At 70.3% G+C, this 20,939-nt stretch carries 18 protein-coding genes and 2 tRNA genes; 16 read left to right on the top strand and 4 right to left on the bottom strand.

The genetic code is table 11. The annotated features are described in order from the left end of the window. The first annotated feature begins 30 nt into the window (after positions 1–30). The 3 genes from dusB to dnaG are packed head-to-tail and all read left to right on the top strand — an operon-like array spanning position 31 to position 4,520. The gene (gene dusB / locus ASF23_RS02445; protein WP_055948326.1) at positions 31–1,185 is read left to right on the top strand and encodes a tRNA dihydrouridine synthase DusB; all 1,155 of its coding nucleotides are present in this window, start codon (positions 31–33) and stop codon (positions 1,183–1,185) included. An 11-nt stretch (positions 1,186–1,196) separates the two neighbouring features. Further along, positions 1,197–2,498 carry a deoxyguanosinetriphosphate triphosphohydrolase gene (locus ASF23_RS02440; protein ID WP_055949151.1) on the top strand — a complete coding sequence of 434 codons (1,302 nt, stop codon included), beginning with the start codon at positions 1,197–1,199 and terminating at the stop codon, positions 2,496–2,498. Positions 2,499–2,540: 42 nt separating this feature from the next. After that, positions 2,541–4,520 carry a DNA primase gene (dnaG, locus tag ASF23_RS02435; protein ID WP_055948324.1) on the top strand — a complete coding sequence of 660 codons (1,980 nt, stop codon included), beginning with the start codon at positions 2,541–2,543 and terminating at the stop codon, positions 4,518–4,520. A gap of 190 nt (positions 4,521–4,710) precedes the next feature. Here the strand turns inward: dnaG and ASF23_RS02430 are convergent, their stop codons facing one another. Next, a complete protein-coding gene (locus ASF23_RS02430) occupies positions 4,711–5,352 on the bottom strand; it encodes a winged helix-turn-helix transcriptional regulator (protein ID WP_055948321.1) in 642 nt (213 codons plus the stop codon). A gap of 5 nt (positions 5,353–5,357) precedes the next feature. After that, entirely contained in the window at positions 5,358–5,843 is a 486-nt protein-coding gene (locus ASF23_RS02425; RefSeq protein WP_156364054.1) for a VOC family protein, read from the bottom strand. Between the two features lie 229 nt (positions 5,844–6,072). On the opposite strand from ASF23_RS02425, the gene ASF23_RS02420 reads away from it, so the two are divergent. The 7 genes from ASF23_RS02420 to ASF23_RS02390 all read left to right on the top strand — a co-directional run bounded on the left by ASF23_RS02420 (position 6,073) and on the right by ASF23_RS02390 (position 13,769). Beyond that, complete coding sequence (locus tag ASF23_RS02420) at positions 6,073–7,689, top strand: ABC transporter substrate-binding protein (protein ID WP_055948319.1); 1,617 nt, start codon at positions 6,073–6,075, stop codon at positions 7,687–7,689. 75 nt (positions 7,690–7,764) lie between these two features. Continuing rightward, positions 7,765–8,850 carry an ABC transporter permease gene (locus tag ASF23_RS02415; RefSeq protein ID WP_442855006.1) on the top strand — a complete coding sequence of 362 codons (1,086 nt, stop codon included), beginning with the start codon at positions 7,765–7,767 and terminating at the stop codon, positions 8,848–8,850. Position 8,851: 1 nt separating this feature from the next. Next, a complete protein-coding gene (locus ASF23_RS02410) occupies positions 8,852–9,835 on the top strand; it encodes an ABC transporter permease (RefSeq protein WP_055948317.1) in 984 nt (327 codons plus the stop codon). 35 nt (positions 9,836–9,870) lie between these two features. After that, positions 9,871–11,556 carry an ABC transporter ATP-binding protein gene (locus ASF23_RS02405; RefSeq protein WP_055949145.1) on the top strand — a complete coding sequence of 562 codons (1,686 nt, stop codon included), beginning with the start codon at positions 9,871–9,873 and terminating at the stop codon, positions 11,554–11,556. A 72-nt stretch (positions 11,557–11,628) separates the two neighbouring features. After that, a complete protein-coding gene (locus tag ASF23_RS02400; protein ID WP_055948314.1) occupies positions 11,629–12,561 on the top strand; it encodes an ATP-binding cassette domain-containing protein in 933 nt (310 codons plus the stop codon). Beyond that, entirely contained in the window at positions 12,558–13,583 is a 1,026-nt protein-coding gene (locus tag ASF23_RS02395) for a D-isomer specific 2-hydroxyacid dehydrogenase family protein (RefSeq protein ID WP_235510742.1), read from the top strand. The genes ASF23_RS02400 and ASF23_RS02395 overlap by 4 nt, the downstream gene beginning before the upstream one ends. A gap of 113 nt (positions 13,584–13,696) precedes the next feature. Beyond that, positions 13,697–13,769: transfer RNA gene (locus tag ASF23_RS02390), tRNA-Asn, on the top strand. Between the two features lie 80 nt (positions 13,770–13,849). On the opposite strand, the gene def is transcribed toward ASF23_RS02390, so the two are convergent. Then, on the bottom strand, positions 13,850–14,425 hold the full coding sequence (gene def, locus ASF23_RS02385; RefSeq protein ID WP_055948311.1) for a peptide deformylase: 576 nt from the start codon (positions 14,423–14,425) through the stop codon (positions 13,850–13,852). Between the two features lie 40 nt (positions 14,426–14,465). On the opposite strand from def, the gene ASF23_RS02380 reads away from it, so the two are divergent. The 6 genes from ASF23_RS02380 to ASF23_RS02355 all read left to right on the top strand — a co-directional run bounded on the left by ASF23_RS02380 (position 14,466) and on the right by ASF23_RS02355 (position 19,520). Next, complete coding sequence (locus tag ASF23_RS02380) at positions 14,466–15,386, top strand: multidrug DMT transporter permease (RefSeq protein ID WP_200919282.1); 921 nt, start codon at positions 14,466–14,468, stop codon at positions 15,384–15,386. Positions 15,387–15,444: 58 nt separating this feature from the next. Next, a complete protein-coding gene (locus ASF23_RS02375) occupies positions 15,445–16,644 on the top strand; it encodes a glycosyltransferase (RefSeq protein ID WP_055949136.1) in 1,200 nt (399 codons plus the stop codon). Next, positions 16,635–16,709: transfer RNA gene (locus ASF23_RS02370), tRNA-Ile, on the top strand. Before ASF23_RS02375 ends, ASF23_RS02370 begins: the two co-directional genes overlap by 10 nt. Positions 16,710–16,881: 172 nt before the next feature. Next, on the top strand, positions 16,882–18,006 hold the full coding sequence (locus tag ASF23_RS02365; RefSeq protein ID WP_055948309.1) for an AI-2E family transporter: 1,125 nt from the start codon (positions 16,882–16,884) through the stop codon (positions 18,004–18,006). Next, complete coding sequence (locus ASF23_RS02360) at positions 18,003–18,815, top strand: DUF1684 domain-containing protein (protein ID WP_055948307.1); 813 nt, start codon at positions 18,003–18,005, stop codon at positions 18,813–18,815. Before ASF23_RS02365 ends, ASF23_RS02360 begins: the two co-directional genes overlap by 4 nt. Before the next feature lie 234 nt (positions 18,816–19,049). Then, complete coding sequence (locus ASF23_RS02355) at positions 19,050–19,520, top strand: DUF3145 domain-containing protein (protein ID WP_235510741.1); 471 nt, start codon at positions 19,050–19,052, stop codon at positions 19,518–19,520. A gap of 152 nt (positions 19,521–19,672) precedes the next feature. Here ASF23_RS02355 and ASF23_RS02350 read toward each other — a convergent pair whose 3' ends face one another. Continuing rightward, the gene (locus tag ASF23_RS02350) at positions 19,673–20,920 is read right to left on the bottom strand and encodes a beta-ketoacyl-[acyl-carrier-protein] synthase family protein (RefSeq protein WP_055948302.1); all 1,248 of its coding nucleotides are present in this window, start codon (positions 20,918–20,920) and stop codon (positions 19,673–19,675) included. Positions 20,921–20,939 lie beyond the last annotated feature (19 nt).

The following is a 20,939-nucleotide window of genomic DNA, read 5'->3' as shown; positions in this document are numbered from 1 at the left end:
CCAGCGCGATCGATGGGAGAATGAGGAACGATGACACTCACCACCACACCAGCAGCTCCGCTGCGGATCGGCCCCATCGAGGTCGACGTCCCCGTCGTGCTCGCGCCGATGGCGGGGATCACGAACACCGCGTACCGCCGCCTCTGCCGCGAGTACGGCGCCGGACTCTACGTCTCCGAGATGATCACGAGTCGTGCCCTCGTCGAGCGGACCCCGGAGTCGATGCGGCTCATCCAGCACCACGAGTCGGAGACCCCGCGGTCGATCCAGCTCTACGGCGTCGAGCCGAACACCGTGGCCGAGGCCGTCACGATGCTGGTGGCCGAGGACCGCGCCGACCACATCGACCTGAACTTCGGGTGCCCGGTGCCCAAGGTCACACGGAAGGGTGGGGGAGCGGCCCTCCCCTGGAAGCTCGGGCTGTTCCGCGAGATCGTCGAGCGCGCGGTCAAGGCCGCCGGTGACGTCCCTCTGACGATCAAGATGCGGAAGGGCATCGACCGCGACCACCTGACGTACCTCGAGGCCGGTCGTGCCGCTGAGGGCGCCGGGGTGGCGAGCATCGCCCTGCACGCCAGGACCGCGAGCGAGTTCTACTCGGGGCAGGCGGACTGGTCGGCGATCGCCACCCTCAAGGAGACCGTCACGAGCGTCCCGGTGCTCGGCAACGGCGACATCTGGAGTGCGGCCGACGCCCTGCGGATGGTCGACGAGACCGGCTGCGACGGCGTCGTCGTCGGTCGGGGCTGCCTCGGGCGTCCATGGCTCTTCGGCGACCTCGCGGCGGCCTTCCGCGGCGAGGACGTCAAGGCGATGCCGAGCCTCGGTGACGTCGCGGCTGCGTTCCGACGGCACGCGGCCCTCCTGGTGGAGTTCCACGACGACGAGGGCCGCGGCTGCCGCGACATCCGCAAGCACGTGGCCTGGTACTTCAAGGGGTACCCGGTCGGCAGCGACGTCCGGTCCGGGCTCGCGCTGTCGAGCACTCTGCAGGAGATCGACGACCTGCTCGGCACACTCGACGGATCCGAGCCGTACCCGGGCGCCGACGCCGAGGGGCCCCGCGGACGAGCCGGCCACCCCAAGAGGCCGTCGCTCCCGGACAAGTGGCTCGAGAGCCGCGACCTCGACGACGCCTTCCGCAAGGTGCTCGCGGCGGCCGAGCTGCACCACTCCGGCGGATGAACGACGGCTGGATGAGCGGTCCCGACAGCCTCGGCGGTGCCGCGTTCGGCAGCTACGGTCCGGCCGACACCGAGCGGTGGCTGCCCGAGGAGCACTCGAGTCGGCGCAGCGACTTCGCGCGGGACCGTGCGCGCCTGCTGCACTCGAGCGCACTCCGCCGACTGGCCGCGAAGACCCAGGTGCTCAGTCCGACGACAGGCCTCGACTTCGCCCGGAACCGACTGACCCACTCGCTCGAGGTGGCGCAGGTCGGTCGCGAGCTCGCCGACAGCCTGGGTCTCGACCCGGACGTCGTCGACACCGCCTGCCTCGCGCACGACATCGGCCACCCGCCCTTCGGACACAACGGCGAGACCGCGCTGAACGCCTGGGCCGCGGACGTCGGCGGGTTCGAGGGCAACGCCCAGACGCTCCGGCTGCTGACCCGCATCGAACCGAAGATGTTCGGCGACGACGGACAGGTGTACGGCCTCAACCTGACCCGGGCGAGTCTCGACGCGAGCTGCAAGTACCCGTGGCCGGCCGCACAGGGGGTCGCGGACCCGTCGGGGCGCCGGAAGTTCGGGTTCTACGATGACGACACCCCGGCGTTCGCGTGGCTCCGGAAGGGCGCCCCTCGCCGGCAGCGCTGCATCGAGGCGCAGGTGATGGACCTGTCCGACGACATCGCGTACTCGGTGCACGACTTCGAGGACGCCATCGTCGCGGGCTTCATCGACATGGCGGCGCTCGACGACCGCGTCGGCGAGAACGACATCGTGTCGGCCATGCACGCGTGGGTCGGCGACGACCTCAGCCGCGACGAGCTCATCGAGGCCTTCGAACGACTCCGCGGACTCTCGTTGTGGATGAGCAGCTACGACGGGACCCGGCGGGACCAGGCGCGCCTGAAGAACCTGACGAGCCAGCTCATCGGTCGATTCGCGAGGACGGCGACGAGCGCGACCCGGGAGTCCTACGCCTCCGGCAGCCTCGTCCGGTTCGCAGCGAGCGTCGTCGTCCCGCCGGAGATCATCGGCGAGATCGCCGTGCTCAAGGGCATCGTCGCGGCGTTCGTGATGACCCACGGCGATCGACAGCCCGTGTACCAGGACCAGCGGACGGTGCTGACCGAGCTCCTCGACGCGCTCGACGCCGGTGGGGCGAGCGACCTGGAGCCCGGATTCGCGGCCGACTGGCGGGCTGCGACGGACGACCAGGGCCGGAAGCGCGCCGTGATCGACCAGGTCGCGACGCTCACCGACCAGGGCGCGCTCGCGTGGCACCGACGGCTGGTGAGTGGTGTCGCAGAGACCGTCCACATCGCGGTCTGAGCGGGTCCGGGAACGTCCGGTCGGCGAACTAGGATCGGTGTCGTGGCGGGACTGATCGTGCGGAACGACATCGACGAGGTGCGCGCTCGCGTGAACATCGCCGACGTCGTCGGCGACTTCGTCACCCTGAAGTCGGCCGGTGTGGGGAGCCTTAAGGGGCTGTGCCCGTTCCACGACGAGCGCAGTCCGTCCTTCCACGTGCGCCCCCAGGTCGGGCGCTACCACTGCTTCGGCTGCGGTGAGGACGGGGACGTCTTCAGCTTCCTCATGAAGATGGACCACACCACCTTCCAGGAGGCCGTCGAGCGCATGGCCGCCAAGATCGGCCTCACCCTGCACTACGAGGACGGCGACGGGCCCCGCACCGATCACAACACCCGTGCGCGCCTCCTCGCGGCGAACTCCGCAGCGGCGGACTTCTTCGTGTCGCAGCTCGTGACCCCGGGGGCCGATCCGGCACGGCGGTTCCTCGGGGAGCGCGGCTTCGACCCCGCGGCAGCGGCACACTTCGGCATCGGGTACGCGCCGAAGTCCTTCGACGCCCTCCGCGACCACCTGCGCGGCGCCGGGTTCTCGATGGACGAGATCGTCAACGCGGGGCTCGTCAGCCAGGGGGACCGCTCGCCGTACGACCGGTTCCGCGGGCGACTGATGTGGCCCATCCGCGACGTCACCGGAGCCACGATCGGCTTCGGCGCCCGGCGGTTGCTCGACGACGACAAGGGCCCGAAGTACCTCAACACCCCCGAGACGCCGGTGTACCACAAGAGCCAGGTGCTCTACGGGCTCGACCTCGCCCGCAGGGACATCTCGAAGGGCAAGCAGGTCGTCATCGTCGAGGGCTACACCGATGTCATGGCCTGCCACCTCGCCGGGGTCACGACCGCGGTCGCCACGTGCGGCACGTCCTTCGGCGTCGACCACATCAAGGTGCTCCGCCCGATGCTCGGCGACTCCGCGGACCGCGACCTCTCCCAGCTCGGCGACATCGTGTTCACGTTCGACCCGGACGAGGCCGGGCAGCGCGCGGCGTCGCGGGCCTTCGCCGAGGAGCAGCGGTTCGCCTCGAGCACCTTCGTCGCGATCGCACCCGGGGGGCTCGACCCGTGCGACCTCCGACTGGCGCGGGGCGACGACGCCATCCGCCGCCTCGTGTCGACCCGCCGGCCGATGTTCGAGTTCATGGTCCGCCGCGAACTCGACGGACACGACCTCGAGACCGTCGAGGGTCGCGTCAGCGCACTCCGTGCCGCCGCGCCGGTCGTCGCCGGCATCCGCGACCGTTCGCTGAACCAGGGGTACGTCCGGAACCTCGCCGGCTGGCTCGGCATGGAGATCGGCGACGTCGGCCGCGCGGTCGAGAACGCGCGACGGGCGCTGGGGAGCGACGGCGGTCACGACCGCGGCGGCCGGACTGGAGGCACGGGTGCAGCCCGGTCCGCCGGCGGCGGTCCGCAGGGAGGTCGCGGTGGCACCGGCTCCACGTACCCCGGCGGCGGGTCGAGCGGAGCCGGCGAGTCGATGGCCGAACCCCTCGCGACGATCCGGTCGCTCCCGAACGACCCGATCACCCGGATGGAGCGGGACGCCGTGATGGCGATGGTGCAGCAGCCGATGCGCGTCGGGATGCCGCTCATCACCCTGACGGCGGTCGCGACGTTCAGCGCGCCGATGCTCGCGGTGGTCCGTGACGCCGTCGTGGCGAACGTCGACCAGGCCAGCAGCGCGGACTGGCTCGACCGCGTGCTCGCCGACGTGCCCGACCCCGTCCGGAACGTCGTGCAGGAGCTCGCCGTCTCCCCGCTGCCCACCCGGACGGACGAGGACCTGACGATCTTCGCGCGGGGCATCGTCGTCGCGCTCGTCGAGCGGGACCTCCTTGCGCGGAAGGCATCGCTCATCGGCCAGCTGCAGCGCGCGGACCCGCACGAGCAGGCGGACCGGCGGGCCGAGCTCCAGCGGCAGCTCGTCGACATCGACGCGCAGCGGATGCGGCTCCGCGCGGACGCCGAGCAGTCCTGACCGCGCCGTCCCGACGGGTTCTGCCCCAGGCCGGTCGCTGCCGACGGGTTCTGCCCCAGGCCGGTCGCTGCCGACGGGTTCTGCCCCAGGCCGGTCGCTGCCGACGGGTTCTGCCCCAGGGAGCGTCAACTGGCCGAGGGGGTCCCTGGCGTAGTTGACGCCCCCTGGGACAGAACCGGTCCGAGGCGGCTCAGGCGGCGAGGTGGAACGTCCGGACGAACCGCCCGAGGAGCTCGCCGCGACCATGGAGCACCGTGACGTCGCCCTGCGCGATCGCGCGCTCCGGGTCGAGGTCCCCGGCCAGGAGACGGTGGACGTTCCGCCCGGCGTCGAACGCGAGGTCGACCGGCCCACCGCCGCGTCGCACGTCGAGGACGTCACCGTCGACGCGGATGAGCAGATCGGCGGAACCGACCGTCGTCGCGTACGCCGTGGTCGGGAGCGCCGCGGCGGCCTCGGGGCGGAAGGCTGTCCGCAGGTCGAAGATCATCGACTCGCCACTGACGGTCTGCTCGTCCTCCGGTGGACCGAGCGCCTTGAAGCCCCAGGCGCCGAGTGCCAGCACCACCGGTTCGAGCTCCCGGCCGTACGGGGTGAGCTCGTACACGACGACCCGGGACCGCGGGGCTCGACGGATGACCCCCGCTGCCTGCAGCTCCTTGAGCCGGGTCGCGAGGATGTTGCTCGGGATGCGGGGGAGTCCCTCCGCGAGCTCGCCGTAGCGACGCGGTCCGACGAGGAGGTCGCGGACGATGAGCAGCGCCCACCGTTCGCCGATCAGCTCGACCGCGCGCGTGACCCCTGAGTACTGGCCGTAGCTCCGTGCCGCCATCGGCCTCAGTCCTGCTCGGGTGCAGCGGCCGCGTCCGAGCCGTGTGCCGCCGTCGCGTCCGAGCCGTGTGCCGCGGCGGCGTCCGGACCCTGCGCCGCGGCGGTCGGGTCCATCCAGCCGAACTCGAGGATGTTGCCGTCGGGGTCGGTGAGCTGTCGCTGGTACATGAAGCCGTAGTCGGACGCGGCCTGCGCCTCCGACCCACCGGCGGCGAGCCCGGCTGTCACGGCAGTGTCGACTGCCTCCCTGCTGTCGAGGAAGATCGCCCTCGTGACGGACGGCGCGACAGCCGGGTCGCCGATCGGGAGCGCAGTGAAGGTCTGGAAGTACTCGCGGACGAGGATCATGAACGCGCTGTGGTCCTCCTCGACCACGACGCAGGCAGCATTGTGGTCGGTGAACAGCGGGTTGATCGTGAAGCCGATCGCCGTGTAGAACGACTTCGCGCGCTCCAGGTCGGTCACCGGCAGGCTGACGAACATCATGGTCATCGTGTTCTCCCTCGAACGGTCCGGGATCGGACGCGCTCATACTTGCAAAAGACAAGCGTCGGGTCAACTGCGTTTCGACGATGTAAACAAACCCGCGGCGATTCGTTGCGTGGGGACCCCTGGTGTTAGCAATAGTTGTCCTCGGGCGGTCACAGCAGATCGATTCCGGCTGCCCGGGACCCTGCACGGGACACATCCTGCGCATTCATGACAGAGAGGCACATCGGCCATGGCATCCGTGACCAAGTGGAGCAAGCGCGCGCTCGTGCTCGCCGGAGGGACCGCGGCAGTGACGCTCGCGCTCACCGGCTGTGCCGGCGGCGGGAGCTCGACCACCGACCTGAACGGTCTGATCGTCGGCACCACCGACAAGATCACGTCGCTCGACCCGGCCGGCTCGTACGACAACGGCTCGTTCGCCGTCCAGAACCAGGTCTTCCCGTTCCTGATGAACACCCCGTCGGGGAGCCCGGACGTCAAGCCGGACATCGCGACGAAGGGCGTCTTCACCGACCCGACGACGTACACCGTGACCCTCAAGAAGGGTCTCGAGTTCGCGAACGGGCACAAGCTCACCTCGAGCGACGTCAAGTTCTCGTTCGACCGCGAGATCAAGATCAACAACCCGAACGGGCCGCAGTCGCTGCTCGCGAACATGAAGAACATCACGACGCCGAACGCGACGACCGTGGTCTTCCACCTCGACCACGCCGACCAGACCTGGCCGCAGGTGCTCTCGAGCCCGGCTGGTCCGATCGTGGACGAGCAGGTCTTCTCGCCGACGAAGCTCACGAGCTCCGCGGCGATCGTGTCGGGCAAGGCGTTCGCCGGTCAGTACATGATCTCCTCGTACAAGGAGAACGACCTGATCCAGTACAAGGTCAACGACAAGTACGACGGTGTCCTGAACAAGGCGAAGACCGACGAGGTCACGGCCCAGTACTTCACCAAGGAGACCGACCTCAAGCTCGCCGTGCAGAAGGGCGACGTCGACGTGGCGTACCGCTCGCTGACGCCGACCGACCTCGCGAGCCTGTCGAAGAAGTCGAACCTCACGGTCACCGACGGTCCCGGTGGTGAGATCCGCTACCTCGTCTTCAACTTCAACACGCAGCCCTTCGGTGCGACGACCTCCGAGGCGAGCACCGACAAGGCCCTCGCGGTCCGCCAGGCCGTCGCCGACTCGGTCGACCGCGCGGCGATCGCGAAGGAGGTCTACGACAACACCTACCAGCCCCTGTACTCGATGGTGCCGGACGGGCTGACGGGCGCGACGACGCCGTTCAAGTCGCTGTACGGCGACGGCAGCGGTGGCGCGGACGTCGACAAGGCGAAGAAGACGCTGTCCGATGCCGGCATCAACGGCAAGGTCGAGCTGAACATCCAGTACGCGCCGGACCACTACGGGTCGTCGAGCGATGACGAGTACGCGCTCCTCAAGACGCAGCTCGAGAACACCGGGCTCTTCACGGTCAACATCCAGTCGACGCTCTACACGACGTACGCCAAGGAGCGCACCGACGACCAGTACCCCGAGTACCAGCTCGGCTGGTTCCCGGACTTCTCGGACGCGGACAACTACCTGTCGCCGTTCTTCACGAAGGAGAACTTCGTGCAGAACCACTACGACGACGCGACCATCCAGAAGCTGATCGCCGACGAGCAGGCCGAGTCCGACAAGTCCAAGCGCGCCGATCTCATCGGCGAGGCGCAGCAGCGTGAGGCCGAGCAGATTTCGACCCTCCCGCTCCTGCAGGGCAAGTCGGTCGCGGTCGCGAACAAGGACGTCAAGGGGCTCGTGCTCGACGCCTCGTTCAAGTTCCGCTACGGCACGCTCTCCAAGTAGTCCCACACCGTCAGGGGGTGCCTCGCCACGAGGCACCCCCTCTCGTGTGACAGAAAGGCACCCCCTCTCGTGACCGTGACCAACGCGGACATCGTCGAGTCGGATCCGACCAAACCCACCGCAGCGAAGCGGTCGGGCGGCGGCGGGCTCGGACGGTACGTCCTCATCCGGTTCCTCCTCATCTTCCCGACCGTCTTCATCCTCGTGACGCTCGTGTTCTTCCTGATGCGCGTCATCGGGAACCCGATCGTCGCCTCGGTGGGCGGACGGCTCACCCCGGACCAGCTGCAGGAGCGTCTGCACGCCGCGGGGTACGACCGTCCGGTGATCGTGCAGTACCTCGAGTACCTCGGGCAGATCGTCCGCGGCAACTTCGGCACGACCGTCACCGACAACCGGCCGATCAGCGGGATCATCCTGCAGTACGGCGGCGCGACGGTCGAGCTCGTGTTCTACGCGCTCGTCATCGCGCTCGTGCTCGGCATCCCCCTCGGCATGGTCGCCGCCTACTGCCGCGACCGCTGGCCGGACGTGCTGCTCCGGGCGCTCGCGATCCTGACCTACGCGACCCCGGTGTTCTTCGGCGGGCTCCTCCTGAAGCTCGTGTTCTCGATCTGGCTGAACGTGCTGCCGCTCGGCGACCGGGCGTCCACGCGCATCGAGCTCGCGCTGAACCAGGTGCCCGGCGCGACCGGGATCTACATCATCGACGCGCTCCGCACCGGCAATGGCCAGATCATCGGCGACGTCCTGCTGCACGCGATCCTGCCGGCGTTCACGCTGGGACTCCTCACCGCGGGCATCTTCCTGCGGCTGGTGCGGGCGAACATGATCGGCACGCTCGGGTCCGAGTACGTCGACGCGGCACGGTCACGCGGCGTCCGCGAGGGTCGTCTGGTCCGGAGCCACGCGTTCCGCCCGGCACTCGTGCCGATCATCACCGTGATGGGGCTGCAGATCGCCATGCTCCTCGGCGGCTCCGTCCTCACCGAGACCACCTTCGGATGGCGCGGGCTCGGGTTCCAGCTCCAGCAGTACCTGTCCGCGCGCGACTTCGTCGCCGTGCAGGGCATCGTCGCCGTCCTCGCCGTCATCGTCGCGGTCACGAACTTCATCGTCGACGTCGTCGCGGCGCTCATCGACCCGAGAGTGAGGTACTGACATGGCCGACACGAGCCTCGTCGACCGTCACGAGTCCTGGTGGAAGCGGCTGCCCGTCGTGGTGCAGCTCCGCCGCAGCGTGGGATGGCAGCGCGCCATGCTCACCACCGGCGTCGTGATCTGCGCCGCCTTCATCCTCATCGCGGTGTTCGCACCGCTCATCGCCCCGTACGGGTTCGCCCAGCTGCAGGACGGATCGGGTCAGTCGTTCCCCCGGACCGGGGCCCCGAGTGCCGAGCACATCTGGGGCACGACCGTCGGCGGGTACGACGTGTTCAGCCGCGTCGTCTTCGGTGCACGGACCGCGGTCCTCGTCGTCATCGTCGCGGTGGTCGTCTCGATCATCGTCGGTGTCCTGCTCGGTCTCGTCTCCGGCTACCTCGGCGGTTGGCTCGACCGGATCCTCGTGGTCATCGCCGACGCCGTCTACGCGTTCCCGTCCCTGCTGCTCGCGATCGTCGTGTCGATCGTGATCTCCGGCGGTCAGTCGAGCTACGCGGGCGGCATCATCTCCGCCGGCATCTCGATCACCGTCGTGTACGTGCCGCAGTACTTCCGGGTCGTCCGCGCCGAGGCCGTGCGGCTGAAGGGCGAGGCGTTCGTGGAGTCCGCGCGCGTCGTCGGGACGAACCCGTGGCGGATCATGACCCGCCACGTGCTCCGCAACTCCACGAGGTCGCTGCCGCTCATCCTCACCCTCAACGCGTCCGACGCGATCCTGACGCTCGCGAGCCTCGGCTTCCTGGGCTTCGGCATCGGTCCGACCGCGGGCTCGGAGTGGGGCTACGACCTCAACCGCGCGCTGTCCGACACCGCGAGCGGGATCTGGTGGACGGGCGTCTACCCGGGGGTCGCGATCGTCCTCCTGGTGCTCGGCGTCACGTTCATCGGCGAGAGCCTCAACGACATCTCCGACCCGCGCCTCCGCGCACGTCGTCGGGCGAAGCAGCGCGTCGTCGACGCGCCGGGAGGAGCAGGCGCATGAGCGACATCGAACGCCGACAGGCCGCGGACCGCGACATGGCGAACCGGGCCGTGGAGGACCGCGACGCCGTCGTGACGGTCGACGACCTCTCCGTCACGTTCGCGACCGACAACGGGGCCGTGTACGCGGTTGACCACGTCTCGGTCGACGTCCGCCCGGGTGAGGTCCTGGCCCTCGTCGGCGAGTCCGGCTCGGGCAAGTCCGTGACCGCCAGGAGCATGCTGCGGCTGCTCCCGGAGACCGCGACGGTGTCCGGTGCGGTCGTGATCGGCGGGGACGACGTCGTCCGGGTCTCCCGGCAGCGCCTCCGCGAGCTCCGGGGGACCGCCGGCGCGATGGTGTTCCAGGAGCCGTCGACCGCCCTCAACCCCGTCTACACGGTGGGGTGGCAGATCGCGGAGGGCATCCGCGCGCACGGTGGCGTCTCCAAGAAGGAGGCTCGGGAGCGGGCGATCGAGTACCTCCGTCGGGTCGGCATCCCCGACCCGGAGACCCGGGTCGACCACTACCCGCACCAGTTCTCCGGCGGCCAGAAGCAGCGCGTCGTCATCGCGATGGCACTGGTGCTCGAACCGAGCGTCATCATCGCCGACGAACCGACGACGGCGCTCGACGTCACGGTGCAGGCCGAGATCCTCGACCTGCTCCGCCGCTGCCGCGACGAGTTCGGTGCCGCGATCGTCCTGATCACCCACAACATGGGCGTCGTCGCGGACCTGGCGGACCGCGTCGCCGTCATGTACCAGGGCGAGGTCGTCGAGCAGGCGGACGTCCGCACGCTGTTCGCGAGCCCCGAGGCGGAGTACACCAAGCGCCTCCTGGCCGCGGTGCCCAGACTGGAGGCGGCGACCACCTCCGACAGGCGGGCGCTCGTCGACGAGTCGGTCGCGCCCGTCGTGCGGGCACGGGGTCTCGAGATCGAGTACCCCGGACGCCTCGGCAGCCCGGCGTTCCGCGCGGTCAAGGGCGTCGACCTGACGATCCGCCCCGGCGAGGTCCTCGGCCTCGTGGGGGAGTCCGGATCGGGCAAGACCACCATCGGCCGGGCGATCGCCGGCCTGACGAGGGTCACCGGCGGCTCGCTCGAGGTCCTCGGCACGGAGATGCTCGGGTACCGGGAGCGCGACTTCAAGCGCCTCCGGAAGGACATCGGCTTCGTCTTCCAGGACCCGGCGTCGAGCTTCAACCCCCTGCTGACGATCGCGGACGCGGTCGCCGAGCCCCTCGTGGTCCACGGGGTGGCGAAGTCCCCGCGGCAGGCAAGGACCCGTGTCGACGAGCTCCTCGAGGCGGTGCAGCTCCCGAAGGCCTACGGCGACCGGTACCCGCACGAGCTCTCCGGTGGTCAGCGGCAGCGCGCGTCGCTCGCACGGTCGCTGGCGCTCGAGCCCACGCTGCTCATCGCGGACGAGCCGACCAGCGCCCTCGACGTGTCGGTGCAGGCGAAGGTCCTGGAGCTCTTCCTCGAGCTGCAGCAGGACCTCGGGTTCGCGTCCCTGTTCATCAGCCACGACCTCGCCGTCGTCGGTGCGCTCTCGGACCGGATCGCCGTGCTCTACCGCGGCGACCTCGTCGAGGAGGGCACCGCGGCCGAGGTGCTCGGCGCCCCGCAGCACCCGTACACGCAGCGTCTCCTGGCGTCGCTCCCGGTCCCCGACCCCGCCGAACAGGCCGAGCGACGGCGTACGCTGGCACAGCTCGACAGCGCGGCGACGGCATGACGGCGGCGCCGGGGGACCGGGTGGGGCGCGCGAGCGATCAGGCCGCGTGACGACGAGCACGGAAGAGGGCGCATGATCGCGGTGAACGGCCCGGCCGTCGTGGCGGACGACGTCTCGATCGAGTACCGGGGGACGGCGTCGAGTCGTCCGATCCGAGCGGTCGACGGCGTGAGCCTGGAGGTCCGGCAGGGGGAGATCATCGCGCTGCTCGGCCAGTCCGGTTCGGGCAAGTCGACGTTCGCTGCGGCGGTCGCGGGGCAGCTCGGCAACGGCCAGGACGGCGAGGCGTCGAGCAGACGGCGGATCGTCGGCGGGGAGCTGACGGTCCTCGGGCAGCGGGTCAGGCACCTCAGGGCGCACTCGCGACGGCGCACCCGGCTGCTCGGCACGATCGGGTACCTCGCCCAGGACGCCGCCGACCGCCTGAGCCCCGACCTGACCGTGGGCGAGGCCATCGCCGAACCGATCTACGCCAGGGACCGACGATTCGACCGCAAGGAGGCCGGCCTGATGGTCGCGCGGCTCGTCGACGCGGTGCACCTGCCGCTCGGCATCATGCGCGCGCCGACGTGGGAGCTCTCCAGCGGACAGCGGCAGCGTGTCGCACTCGCCCGGTCCCTCGTCCTCGAGCCGGAGCTCCTGGTCGCGGACGAACCCGCCCGGGGCGTCGACGTCCTGGTGCGGCAGTCCGTGCTCGAGGCGCTCGTGAAACTGCAGCGCACGATCGGGTTCTCCGCCGTGGTCGTGTCGAGCGACGTGCGAGAGGCGCGTGCCCTCGCCGATCGCGTCGCGATCCTGAACGAGGGGCGACTGGTCGGCATCGGCACGTTCGACGAGGTCTTCGACGCGCCGCTCGACCCCTACGTCAAGATCCTCGCCGCCACCTCGGCACGCGCGACCAAGCGCGCCGCCCCGACGGCTCGTCGCTCGTCAGCACCACGCGCCGGGGTGGCGCCTGCGGAATCGCCCAGCGCCGGCGCGGCGCCGACCGAAGGAGTCCAGTGAACGACGCATCCACCCCCGTGTCCGACCGTCGAGCGCGCGGGCACCGCGCGGTGGTGACCGACGTGGGCCGGCCACTCGCCGGACCGGTGCCGACCGCGGGACCGGTGGCGATCCTCCCGTCCGAACGCGATCTCCACGTCGCCGCCGTCGAGTCGGCGGGCGGCACCGTGGCACCGGCCTCGCCGGACACGCGCGGGATCGTCTGGCTCGACGCGCGCGATCCGGATGGCCTGGCGGCCGCACTGGAGGCATCTCCCGCGGCCACCTGGGTCCAGCTCCCGTTCGCCGGGGTGGACGCGTTCGCCCACATCATCGCCGACCACGGTGAGCGGGTGCTCTTCACGAGCGCCAAGGGCGCCTACGCCGAGCCGGTCGCGGAGCATGCCCTGGCCCTGACGCTCGGCACGCTCCGAGTCCTGCAGAAGCGGGCTCGGGCACGCTCGTGGGCGACCGAACCGGAGGGTGTCTCGCTCTACGGGCGGGACGTCGTCGTGATCGGCGCCGGCGGCATCGCGATCGAGTACCTCCGCCTGCTCGCGCCGTTCGACGTGCACGTCACGGTCGTCCGACGGTCGAGTGATCCGGTGGACGGTGCCGACCGGACGGTCACCGTCGACCACCTCGACGAGGTCCTGCCGTCCGCGGACGTCGTCATGGTCGCCGCCGCGATGACCTCCGGCACCGCGAAGCTCCTCGGCGCCGCCCAGTTCCGTCTGATGAAGCCGTCGGCGCGGCTCGTCAACATCGCCCGTGGCGGGCTCGTCGACACCGACGCCCTCGTCGAGGCGCTCCGCACCGGCGAGATCGCCGCGGCGGGTCTCGACGTGACCGACCCGGAGCCGCTCCCCGACGAGCATCCGCTGTGGGACGAACCCGGGGCCGTCATCACGCCGCACCAGGCCGACACCCCGGAGATGGTGGCGCCGCTGCTCGCCGAGCGGATCCGCGTCAACACCGCGGCGTTCCTCGACGGGTCGGGCGAGGGCTTCATCGGCGTGGTGGACCCGGTCGCCGGCTACTGAGCGGCGTCCCCGGCGACGACGGTCACGCGACTCGCCCGGGTGGCGTGGCGGATGGTGATCAGCGGCCGGGCGTCCTGCTATGGTTGACACCGCTGTTGAAGCCCAGACAGTGATCCTCGATAGCTCAATTGGCAGAGCAGCCGGCTGTTAACCGGCAGGTTGTTGGTTCGAGTCCAACTCGGGGAGCAAGCAGCTCCCGCAAGAAGGAGGCCCCCGTCACTGCGACGGGGGCCTTGTTCGTGGTCGGCGTGGGGCGTCCGCCGACGTCAGCCCTCCGGGTGGTCGTGACCCGGGAGCCAGCTCTTGCCAGGGACGCCCCAGCTCTGCTTCTTGACCGCCTTGACGGCCTGCTTGCCGAACGGGTGCGACAGCCGGTCCGCGTAGAGCAGTCCGTCGAGGTGGTCGTACTCGTGCTGGAAGATCCGCGCGAGCCACCCGTGCGCCTCGATCTCGAAGGGCTCGCCGTGCTCGTCGAACGCGCGGAGGAGCGCACCCTCGGCGCGGCGGAGGGGGAACCGCTCGCCCGGCAGGGACAGGCAGCCCTCGGACTCGTCGTCCTCGTCGAGCTCGTCGACCGACTCCGGGACCGCCGGTGTGATCCAGAGCACGGGGTTGATGGCCGCGCCGCGCCAGAGCACATCGTCGTCGCCGGTCCACGAGTACACGAACAGACGCTTGCCGACGCCGACCTGCGGGCCTGCGAGACCGACGCCGGGAGCCGCGTCGGTCGTCTCGAGCATGTCCGCGACGAGGGTGCGGAGCGCGTCGTCGAACTCGGTGACCTCCTCTGCCGGGGTGTGGAGCACGGGCTCGCCGGTGATGCGGATCGGAAGTACGGCCATTCGTCCAGGTTATCGGCCCCGCGGAGGATAACCTCGTCGCGTGACCTCTGACCTCACCGACCTCACGGACGCGGTCAACATCAACCTGACCCCCTTCCAGGCGCTCATGATCCCGGTGGCCCTCGTCGGCGCCGTGTTCCTCTCCCTCGGAGCCCAGTTCCAGAGCCGCGGTGTCAAGCGCGTCGAGGCGAGACTCGGCAAGCAGACGAGCGGGCTGAGCGTCCGGCACATGCTCGCGCTCATCGGGAGCGGCAACTGGGTGCTCGGCACGCTCATGCTCGGCCTCGCGGTCGTCCTGCAGCTGATCAGCATCACGTTCGCGCCGCTCATCGTGGTGCAACCACTCGGTGCCGTGGCCCTCGTCATCACGACGTGGTTCTCGACCAGGGCGTCCGGCGTCCCACTCGGGCAACGGTCGCGCCGAGCGGTGTGGACCTGCATCATCGGCGTCGCGATCTTCGTCGGCATCGCGGCGCTCGTCGGTCACGAGTCGGCGATCACGCGGCCGCAGCTCGTCACCGTGCTCGTCGTCCTGGCGATCGTCCTGGCGCTCGTGCTGCTGTCGTTCAAGGTCGTCCAGCGGCACAAGAGCGCGCTGTACTACATCATCGGCGCCGGCGTGCTCTACGGGTTCGTGGCGACGCTCGCCAAGGTGTCGCTGAACCGGTTCGTCAACCACACGTTCGACTGGGTGACGGTGTTCGCAGTGGTCGGCGTCGTGGTGGCGTCCGCGCTCGGGGGCTACTTCGTCCAGAACGCCTACGCATCGGGGCCGGCGGACCTCGTGATCGCGGGACTCACGGTGATCGACCCGATCGTGGCGGTCGGCATCGGCATCATCGTGCTCGGTGAGGCGTCCGGCGCACCGGGCATCGCGGTCGTCGGGTTCCTCGTGGCCGCCGTCATCGCGATCACCGGGGTGTTCCAGCTCGCGAAGCACCACCCGCAGTCCCGACGCTGACCCGATGTCCTCCGCGAGGCGGAGGAGACGCACCGGGGCTGTGCGCTACCGTTCCAGCGTGGACGGATCTGCTCGGAAGAACGAACGCCTTCGCATCCTGCTCGCCGCCGACACCTTCCCTCCGGACGTCAACGGCGCTGCGAACTTCTGCGAGCGACTCGCGGTCGGCCTCGTCGAACGTGGGCACGACGTGCACATCGTGGCACCGGCGACGGGTCTCCGGAAGAACGGCACCTTCGTCGAACAGCACGGGACCGTCACGCTCACGGTGCACCGGCTGTTCTCCCTCCGGTGGCCGGGTCACTGGCTGCGCTTCGCCTGGCCGTGGACCGCGCGCCGGAACACCGCGAAGATCCTGGACGCCTTCCACCCGGACGTCGTGCACCTGCAGTCGCACATCGTCATCGGCCGCGGACTGGCCCGCACGGCGATCGAGCGCGGGATCCCGGTCATCGCCACGAACCACTTCATGCCGGAGAACGTGCTCGACCAGGCACCGCTCCCGCAGTGGATCATCCCGCTCGCGATCCGGATCGCCTGGCGCGACGCCGCGAAGACCTACCGGTTGGTCGACCGGATCACGGCACCCACCAGGAGGGCCGCCGAGTACCTCGAGGCAGCCGTCGACGTGCACGACGTGCTGGCGGTGTCGTGCGGCATCCAGGCGGGTCTGTACACCTCGCGGGACCTCCGGCCCGCGGACAACCACATCGTCTTCGTCGGGCGGATCGCCGCCGAGAAGCAGATCGAGGTCCTGCTCCGCGCGATGACCCTGCTCGACCCGGCGCTCCGGACGACCCTGACGGTCGTCGGCGGGGGCGACCACATGCCGGTGATCGAGAAGCTCGTCTCGGAGCTCGGCCTCGGGGACCGCGTCACGCTCACCGGGTTCAGCTCGGACGAGGTGCTCCGCGCCGCACTGACGAACGGCACGGTCTTCGCGATGCCCTCGACGGCCGAGCTGCAGAGCATCGCCTCGCTCGAGGCGATGGCATCCGGCCTGCCGATCGTCGCCGCGAACTCCATGGCGCTCCCGCACCTCGTCGACGGGAACGGGTACCTGTTCGAGCCCGGCGACGAGCGCGACCTCGCCGAGAAGCTCACCGCCGTGCTCACCGCCGACGACGACGAGTACCTGCGGATGAAGCACCGCAGCCTCGAGATGATCGCGCCGCACGACATCGACCGCACCCTCAGCACGTTCGAGGCGCTGTATCGTGGGGAGCCGGTGGCCGCTGGCCCCGAAGCGGGGCGGTAGCCAAGCTGGTCAAGGCAGTCGGCTCATAACCGAACGATTCGCGGGTTCAAGTCCCGCCCGCCCTACTGGTGCAGAGCCCATGAGGCCCGGTGCCGTCACACACAGCACCGAACGATTCGCGGGTTCAAGTCCCGCCCGCCCTACGCGACGCCACTAGTCCGCCGGACGCGCACCGTGCCTCCCGTCCGACGGCCAGTCGTGGCACCGCGGCCTCCGGCCGCCGGATACAGTCGATCCATGAAGAAACGGGGCGCGGACGCGCATCGCGCACCAGCGCCCGTGCCCAACGTGACCGTCGATCACCAGAAGGGCTCGACCGGCGTCCGCGTCAACGCGTTCCGCCTCGGGTTCATGGGCGGCATCGGGGTCCTCGTCGCACTCCTCGCCGGGCTGCTCGTCCGCGAGCTGTCGACGGTCCTCGTCTACATCGGCGTCGCGGTCTTCATCGCGCTCGGCCTCGACCCCGTCGTCACCTGGCTCGAGCGGTTCATCCCACGCTGGGTCGCGATCCTGGTCGTCGTCCTCGGGGTGATCGGCGCGTTCGTCGGCATCCTGTTCGCGATCGTGCCGGTGCTCGTGTCGCAGGGCTCGAACCTCGTCCAGAACATCCCCGACTTCGTGCGGAACCTGTCGAACCAGGAGTGGGTGCAGGACCTCTCGAAACAGCTCGGCAACACGTTCGACCTCGACCACGCGCTGCAGTCGGCGCAGAGCTTCCTCGAGGACCCGGCGAACCTGTTGAACATCGGTGGCGGCGTCCTCGCGGTCGGCGCGGGGATCGCGTCGGGGCTGTCCGGGGCACTCATCGTCCTGATCCTGATGCTGTACTTCCTGGCGTCGCTCCGCGGGATCAAGCGGATGACGTACCGGTTCGTGCCGGCGTCACGCCGTGAGAACTTCGCCGAGGTGACCGAGCAGATCACCGGGTCGGTCGGACGGTACGTCGTCGGGCAGATCGCCGAGGCGGTCCTGAATGGCGTGCTGAGTCTGGTCTTCCTCTGGAGCATCGGTGCGCCGCTCCCGGTCCTGCTCGCGACCTTCGCGTTCCTCGGTGCGCTCGTCCCGCTCGTCGGAACGGTCGCCGCCGCCGCCGTGATCTGCCTCGTGTGCCTCTTCGCGTCGCCGCTGACGGCGCTCGTCGCGGCGATCTACTACCTCATCTACATGCAGGTGGAGGCCTACGTCATCGCCCCGCGCATCATGTCCCGGGCAGTCCAGGTCCCCGGTGCCCTCGTCGTCATCGCCGCGGTGGCCGGTGGCACGATCGGCGGCGTCCTCGGTGCGGTCGTCGCCGTGCCCGTCGCGGCGTCGGTGATCATCATCGTCCAGCAGGTCATCTACCCCCGGCAGGACCAGCTGTGAGCGACGACGGCGATCTCGAGGCGTTCCACGCCGCGCGCGAACGGTCGATCCGTGCCGCGCGGGGCCCGCTCGCACTCGTCAACGCCCAGCAGGTGACCGGACCGCAGACGGTCTGGCCGGTGCCGGGCACGTGGGCGGCGACGCCCGGCGGACTCACCGTGACCGCGTCGGCGGACGACGGCGTCGTGGTCGATGACGACGTCGTCGACGGCACCGTGCTCGTCGCCGGGGACGACGCGGTCGTGCCGTCGACGGTCGCGTTCCCGACGGGCATGGCCGGTTCGGTGGGCCGGGTCGGGGACGGCTGGTCCCTCCGCGTCTGGGACCCGACTGCAGAGCCGATCTCGCGGTTCGCGCGCATCGGGACGTTCCCTGCGTCCGACGCATGGGTCCTGTCCGGCACGTACGCACCGACGGACGGACTGGAGGCACGGGGCGACGTCACCGACGCAGCCGGCGTCCCGCTGACGGTCACCGGGCGCATCCGCGTCGTGATCCCGGGGGAGTCGGCCGCGGCGGACCTGATCGTCGTGCGGGCTGCGACCTTCCATGGACACCCGCGGTTGCAGCTGATCTTCCAGGACGCGACGTCGGGGGAGACGACCTACTCGATGGGCCGGTTCCTGTTCCTCGACGATCCGGGTACCGCCGGGCCGATCGACCTCGACTTCAACCGTGCGGTGCTGCCCCCGTGCGCGTTCTCGTACCAGTACGCGTGCCCGATCCCGCCCGCGGAGAACCGGCTGGCCGTCGCGGTGACGGCCGGGGAGACCCGCGGGTACGACGTCGACGGCCAGGCGATCCACTGAGTCCAGGGGCGATGGTTGCCCTTCCCAGCCGGGACCCTGCATAATGGGCCTGTCCACGGACATCACAATCACATATCGAATGCCGCCACGCGCAGTTCCACGCGAGGACGAGCCTCTGCCAGGTCGATGGGGAAGTCGCACCTGATGAGCGGAGGAATCGTGACCGAACAAGGAACGCAGCACGGGGTGGGGTCCGGCCTGGCCGGGCCAGGAGTGGCGCGAGGAGTTCTCTACGTGCACTCCTCCCCTCGCGCGCTCTGCCCCCATGTCGAATGGGCAGCAGGTCGCGCGATGAGTCGTGCCGTGAACTTCTCGTGGATGGACCAGCCGGCGCAGGACGGCGCCCGGCGGACCGAGTTCACCTGGACCGGCCCGGTCGGGACCGGTGCGTCGATCGCCTCGGCGCTGCGCGGTTGGGAGCACCTGCGCTACGAGGTCACCGAGGACCCGACGGATCGTTCGGACGGCGGTCGATGGATGCACACGCCCGACCTCGGCGTGTTCTACGCGCAGACCGACGTCGCCGGGAACATGGTCGTGCCCGAGGACCGGGTGCGCTACGCGATGGAGGTCGCGGGCAGCAACGCCCTCGAGCTGCACCGCGAGCTCCGGCTCGCGCTCGGGCAGTCGTGGGACGAGGAGCTCGAGCCGTTCCGGCAGGCCGGCGAGGGCAACCCCGTCGTCTGGCTGCACCGGGTCGGCTGACCCGACCCTCCGTCATCAGGCGCACAACACCGCCCTGTGGCCGACACACCGCCTTCGAAGGCGGTGCCTCGGCTTCAGGGCGGTGTTTCGCACGACAGCGCGGGCCCGGGCGGGGCCGGGCCGGGCCGGGGCCGGGCCGGGGAGGGGTGGGGCTACGCCGTCCGGATCGCGACGACGGCGTTGTGGCCGCCGAAGCCGAACGAGTTGCTGATCGCCAGCAGGTCCCCGTCGGCGAGCTTCCGGGGCTCGCGCGCGACGTCCATCACGATCTCCGGCTCCTGGTCCGTGAGGTTGATCGTCGGCGGTGCCACCCGGTGGTGCAGGGCCAGGACGGTGAACATCGCCTCGATGGCACCGGCGCCCCCGAGCAGGTGTCCGGTCGACGCCTTGGTCGCGGACACGACGACGTCGTCGAGGCCGTCACCGAAGACCCGGCGCATCGCGTGGTACTCGGCGATGTCCCCGACCGAGGTGGATGTCGCGTGCGCGTTGACGTGCACGACGTCGGAGGGCGAGGCATCGGCCTGCCCGAGTGCCTGCAACACCGCACGGGCGGCAGCACTGCCCTCCGGGTCCGGCGCGGTGATGTGGAACGCGTCGGACGTGATCCCGCCACCGGCGATCTCCGCGTAGATGCGGGCACCACGGGCGAGCGCGTGCTCCTTCGTCTCGAGGATGAGTGCCGCGGCACCGTCGCCGAGCACGAAGCCGTCGCGGGTGACGTCGTAGGGGCGCGAGGCGCCCTCCGGGTCGTCGTTCCGACGGGAGAGCGCCTGCATGGCGGAGAACGCCGCCAGGGGCATCGGGTGCAGCGCTGCCTCGCACCCGCCGGCGATCACCACGTCGGCGACTCCGGTCGAGACGTGCCGGTAGGCCTCGGCGAGGGACTCGGTGCTCGACGCACAGGCCGAGATGTAGGTCCGGGCTCCACCGCGGGCACCGAACGCCATCTCGATGGCGGCCGCGGGGCCGTTCGCCATGAGCATCGGCACGGTCATCGGGAGCATGCGGCGCGGACCGCGCTCACGCAGGGTGTCCCAGCCGTCGAGCAGTGAGTTGAGGCCGCCGATGCCGGTCGCCCAGTCCACGATGAGCCGCTCCGGGTCGATCGCGGCGTCGTCGATGCCGGCGTCCGCCCAGGCCTCACGGGCGGCGACGAGGGAGAGCTGCGACCCCGGGTCGAGGCGCTTGACCTCTTGGCGGGTGAGCTGGTCGCCGAGGAACTTCCGTGCCTGCCCCGCGAAGTGCACGGGGAGGTCGTAGCGCTCGACCCAGTCCTCCTCGATGGTGCTGATCCCGGACTTGCCCGCGAGGAGCGCCTCCCACGACTCCGTGGCGGTGGCGCCGAGCGGGGAGATGGAGCCGACGCCGGTGACGACGACGGTGTGGGTGGTGGTCATGACGACGATCCTTCTGGGG

Source organism: Curtobacterium sp. Leaf261, assembly GCF_001422205.1.
Classification (GTDB): Bacteria; Actinomycetota; Actinomycetes; order Actinomycetales; family Microbacteriaceae; genus Curtobacterium.
The sequence above is the reverse complement of the archived record's forward strand: the minus strand, read 5'-3'. Positions and strand labels throughout refer to the sequence as shown.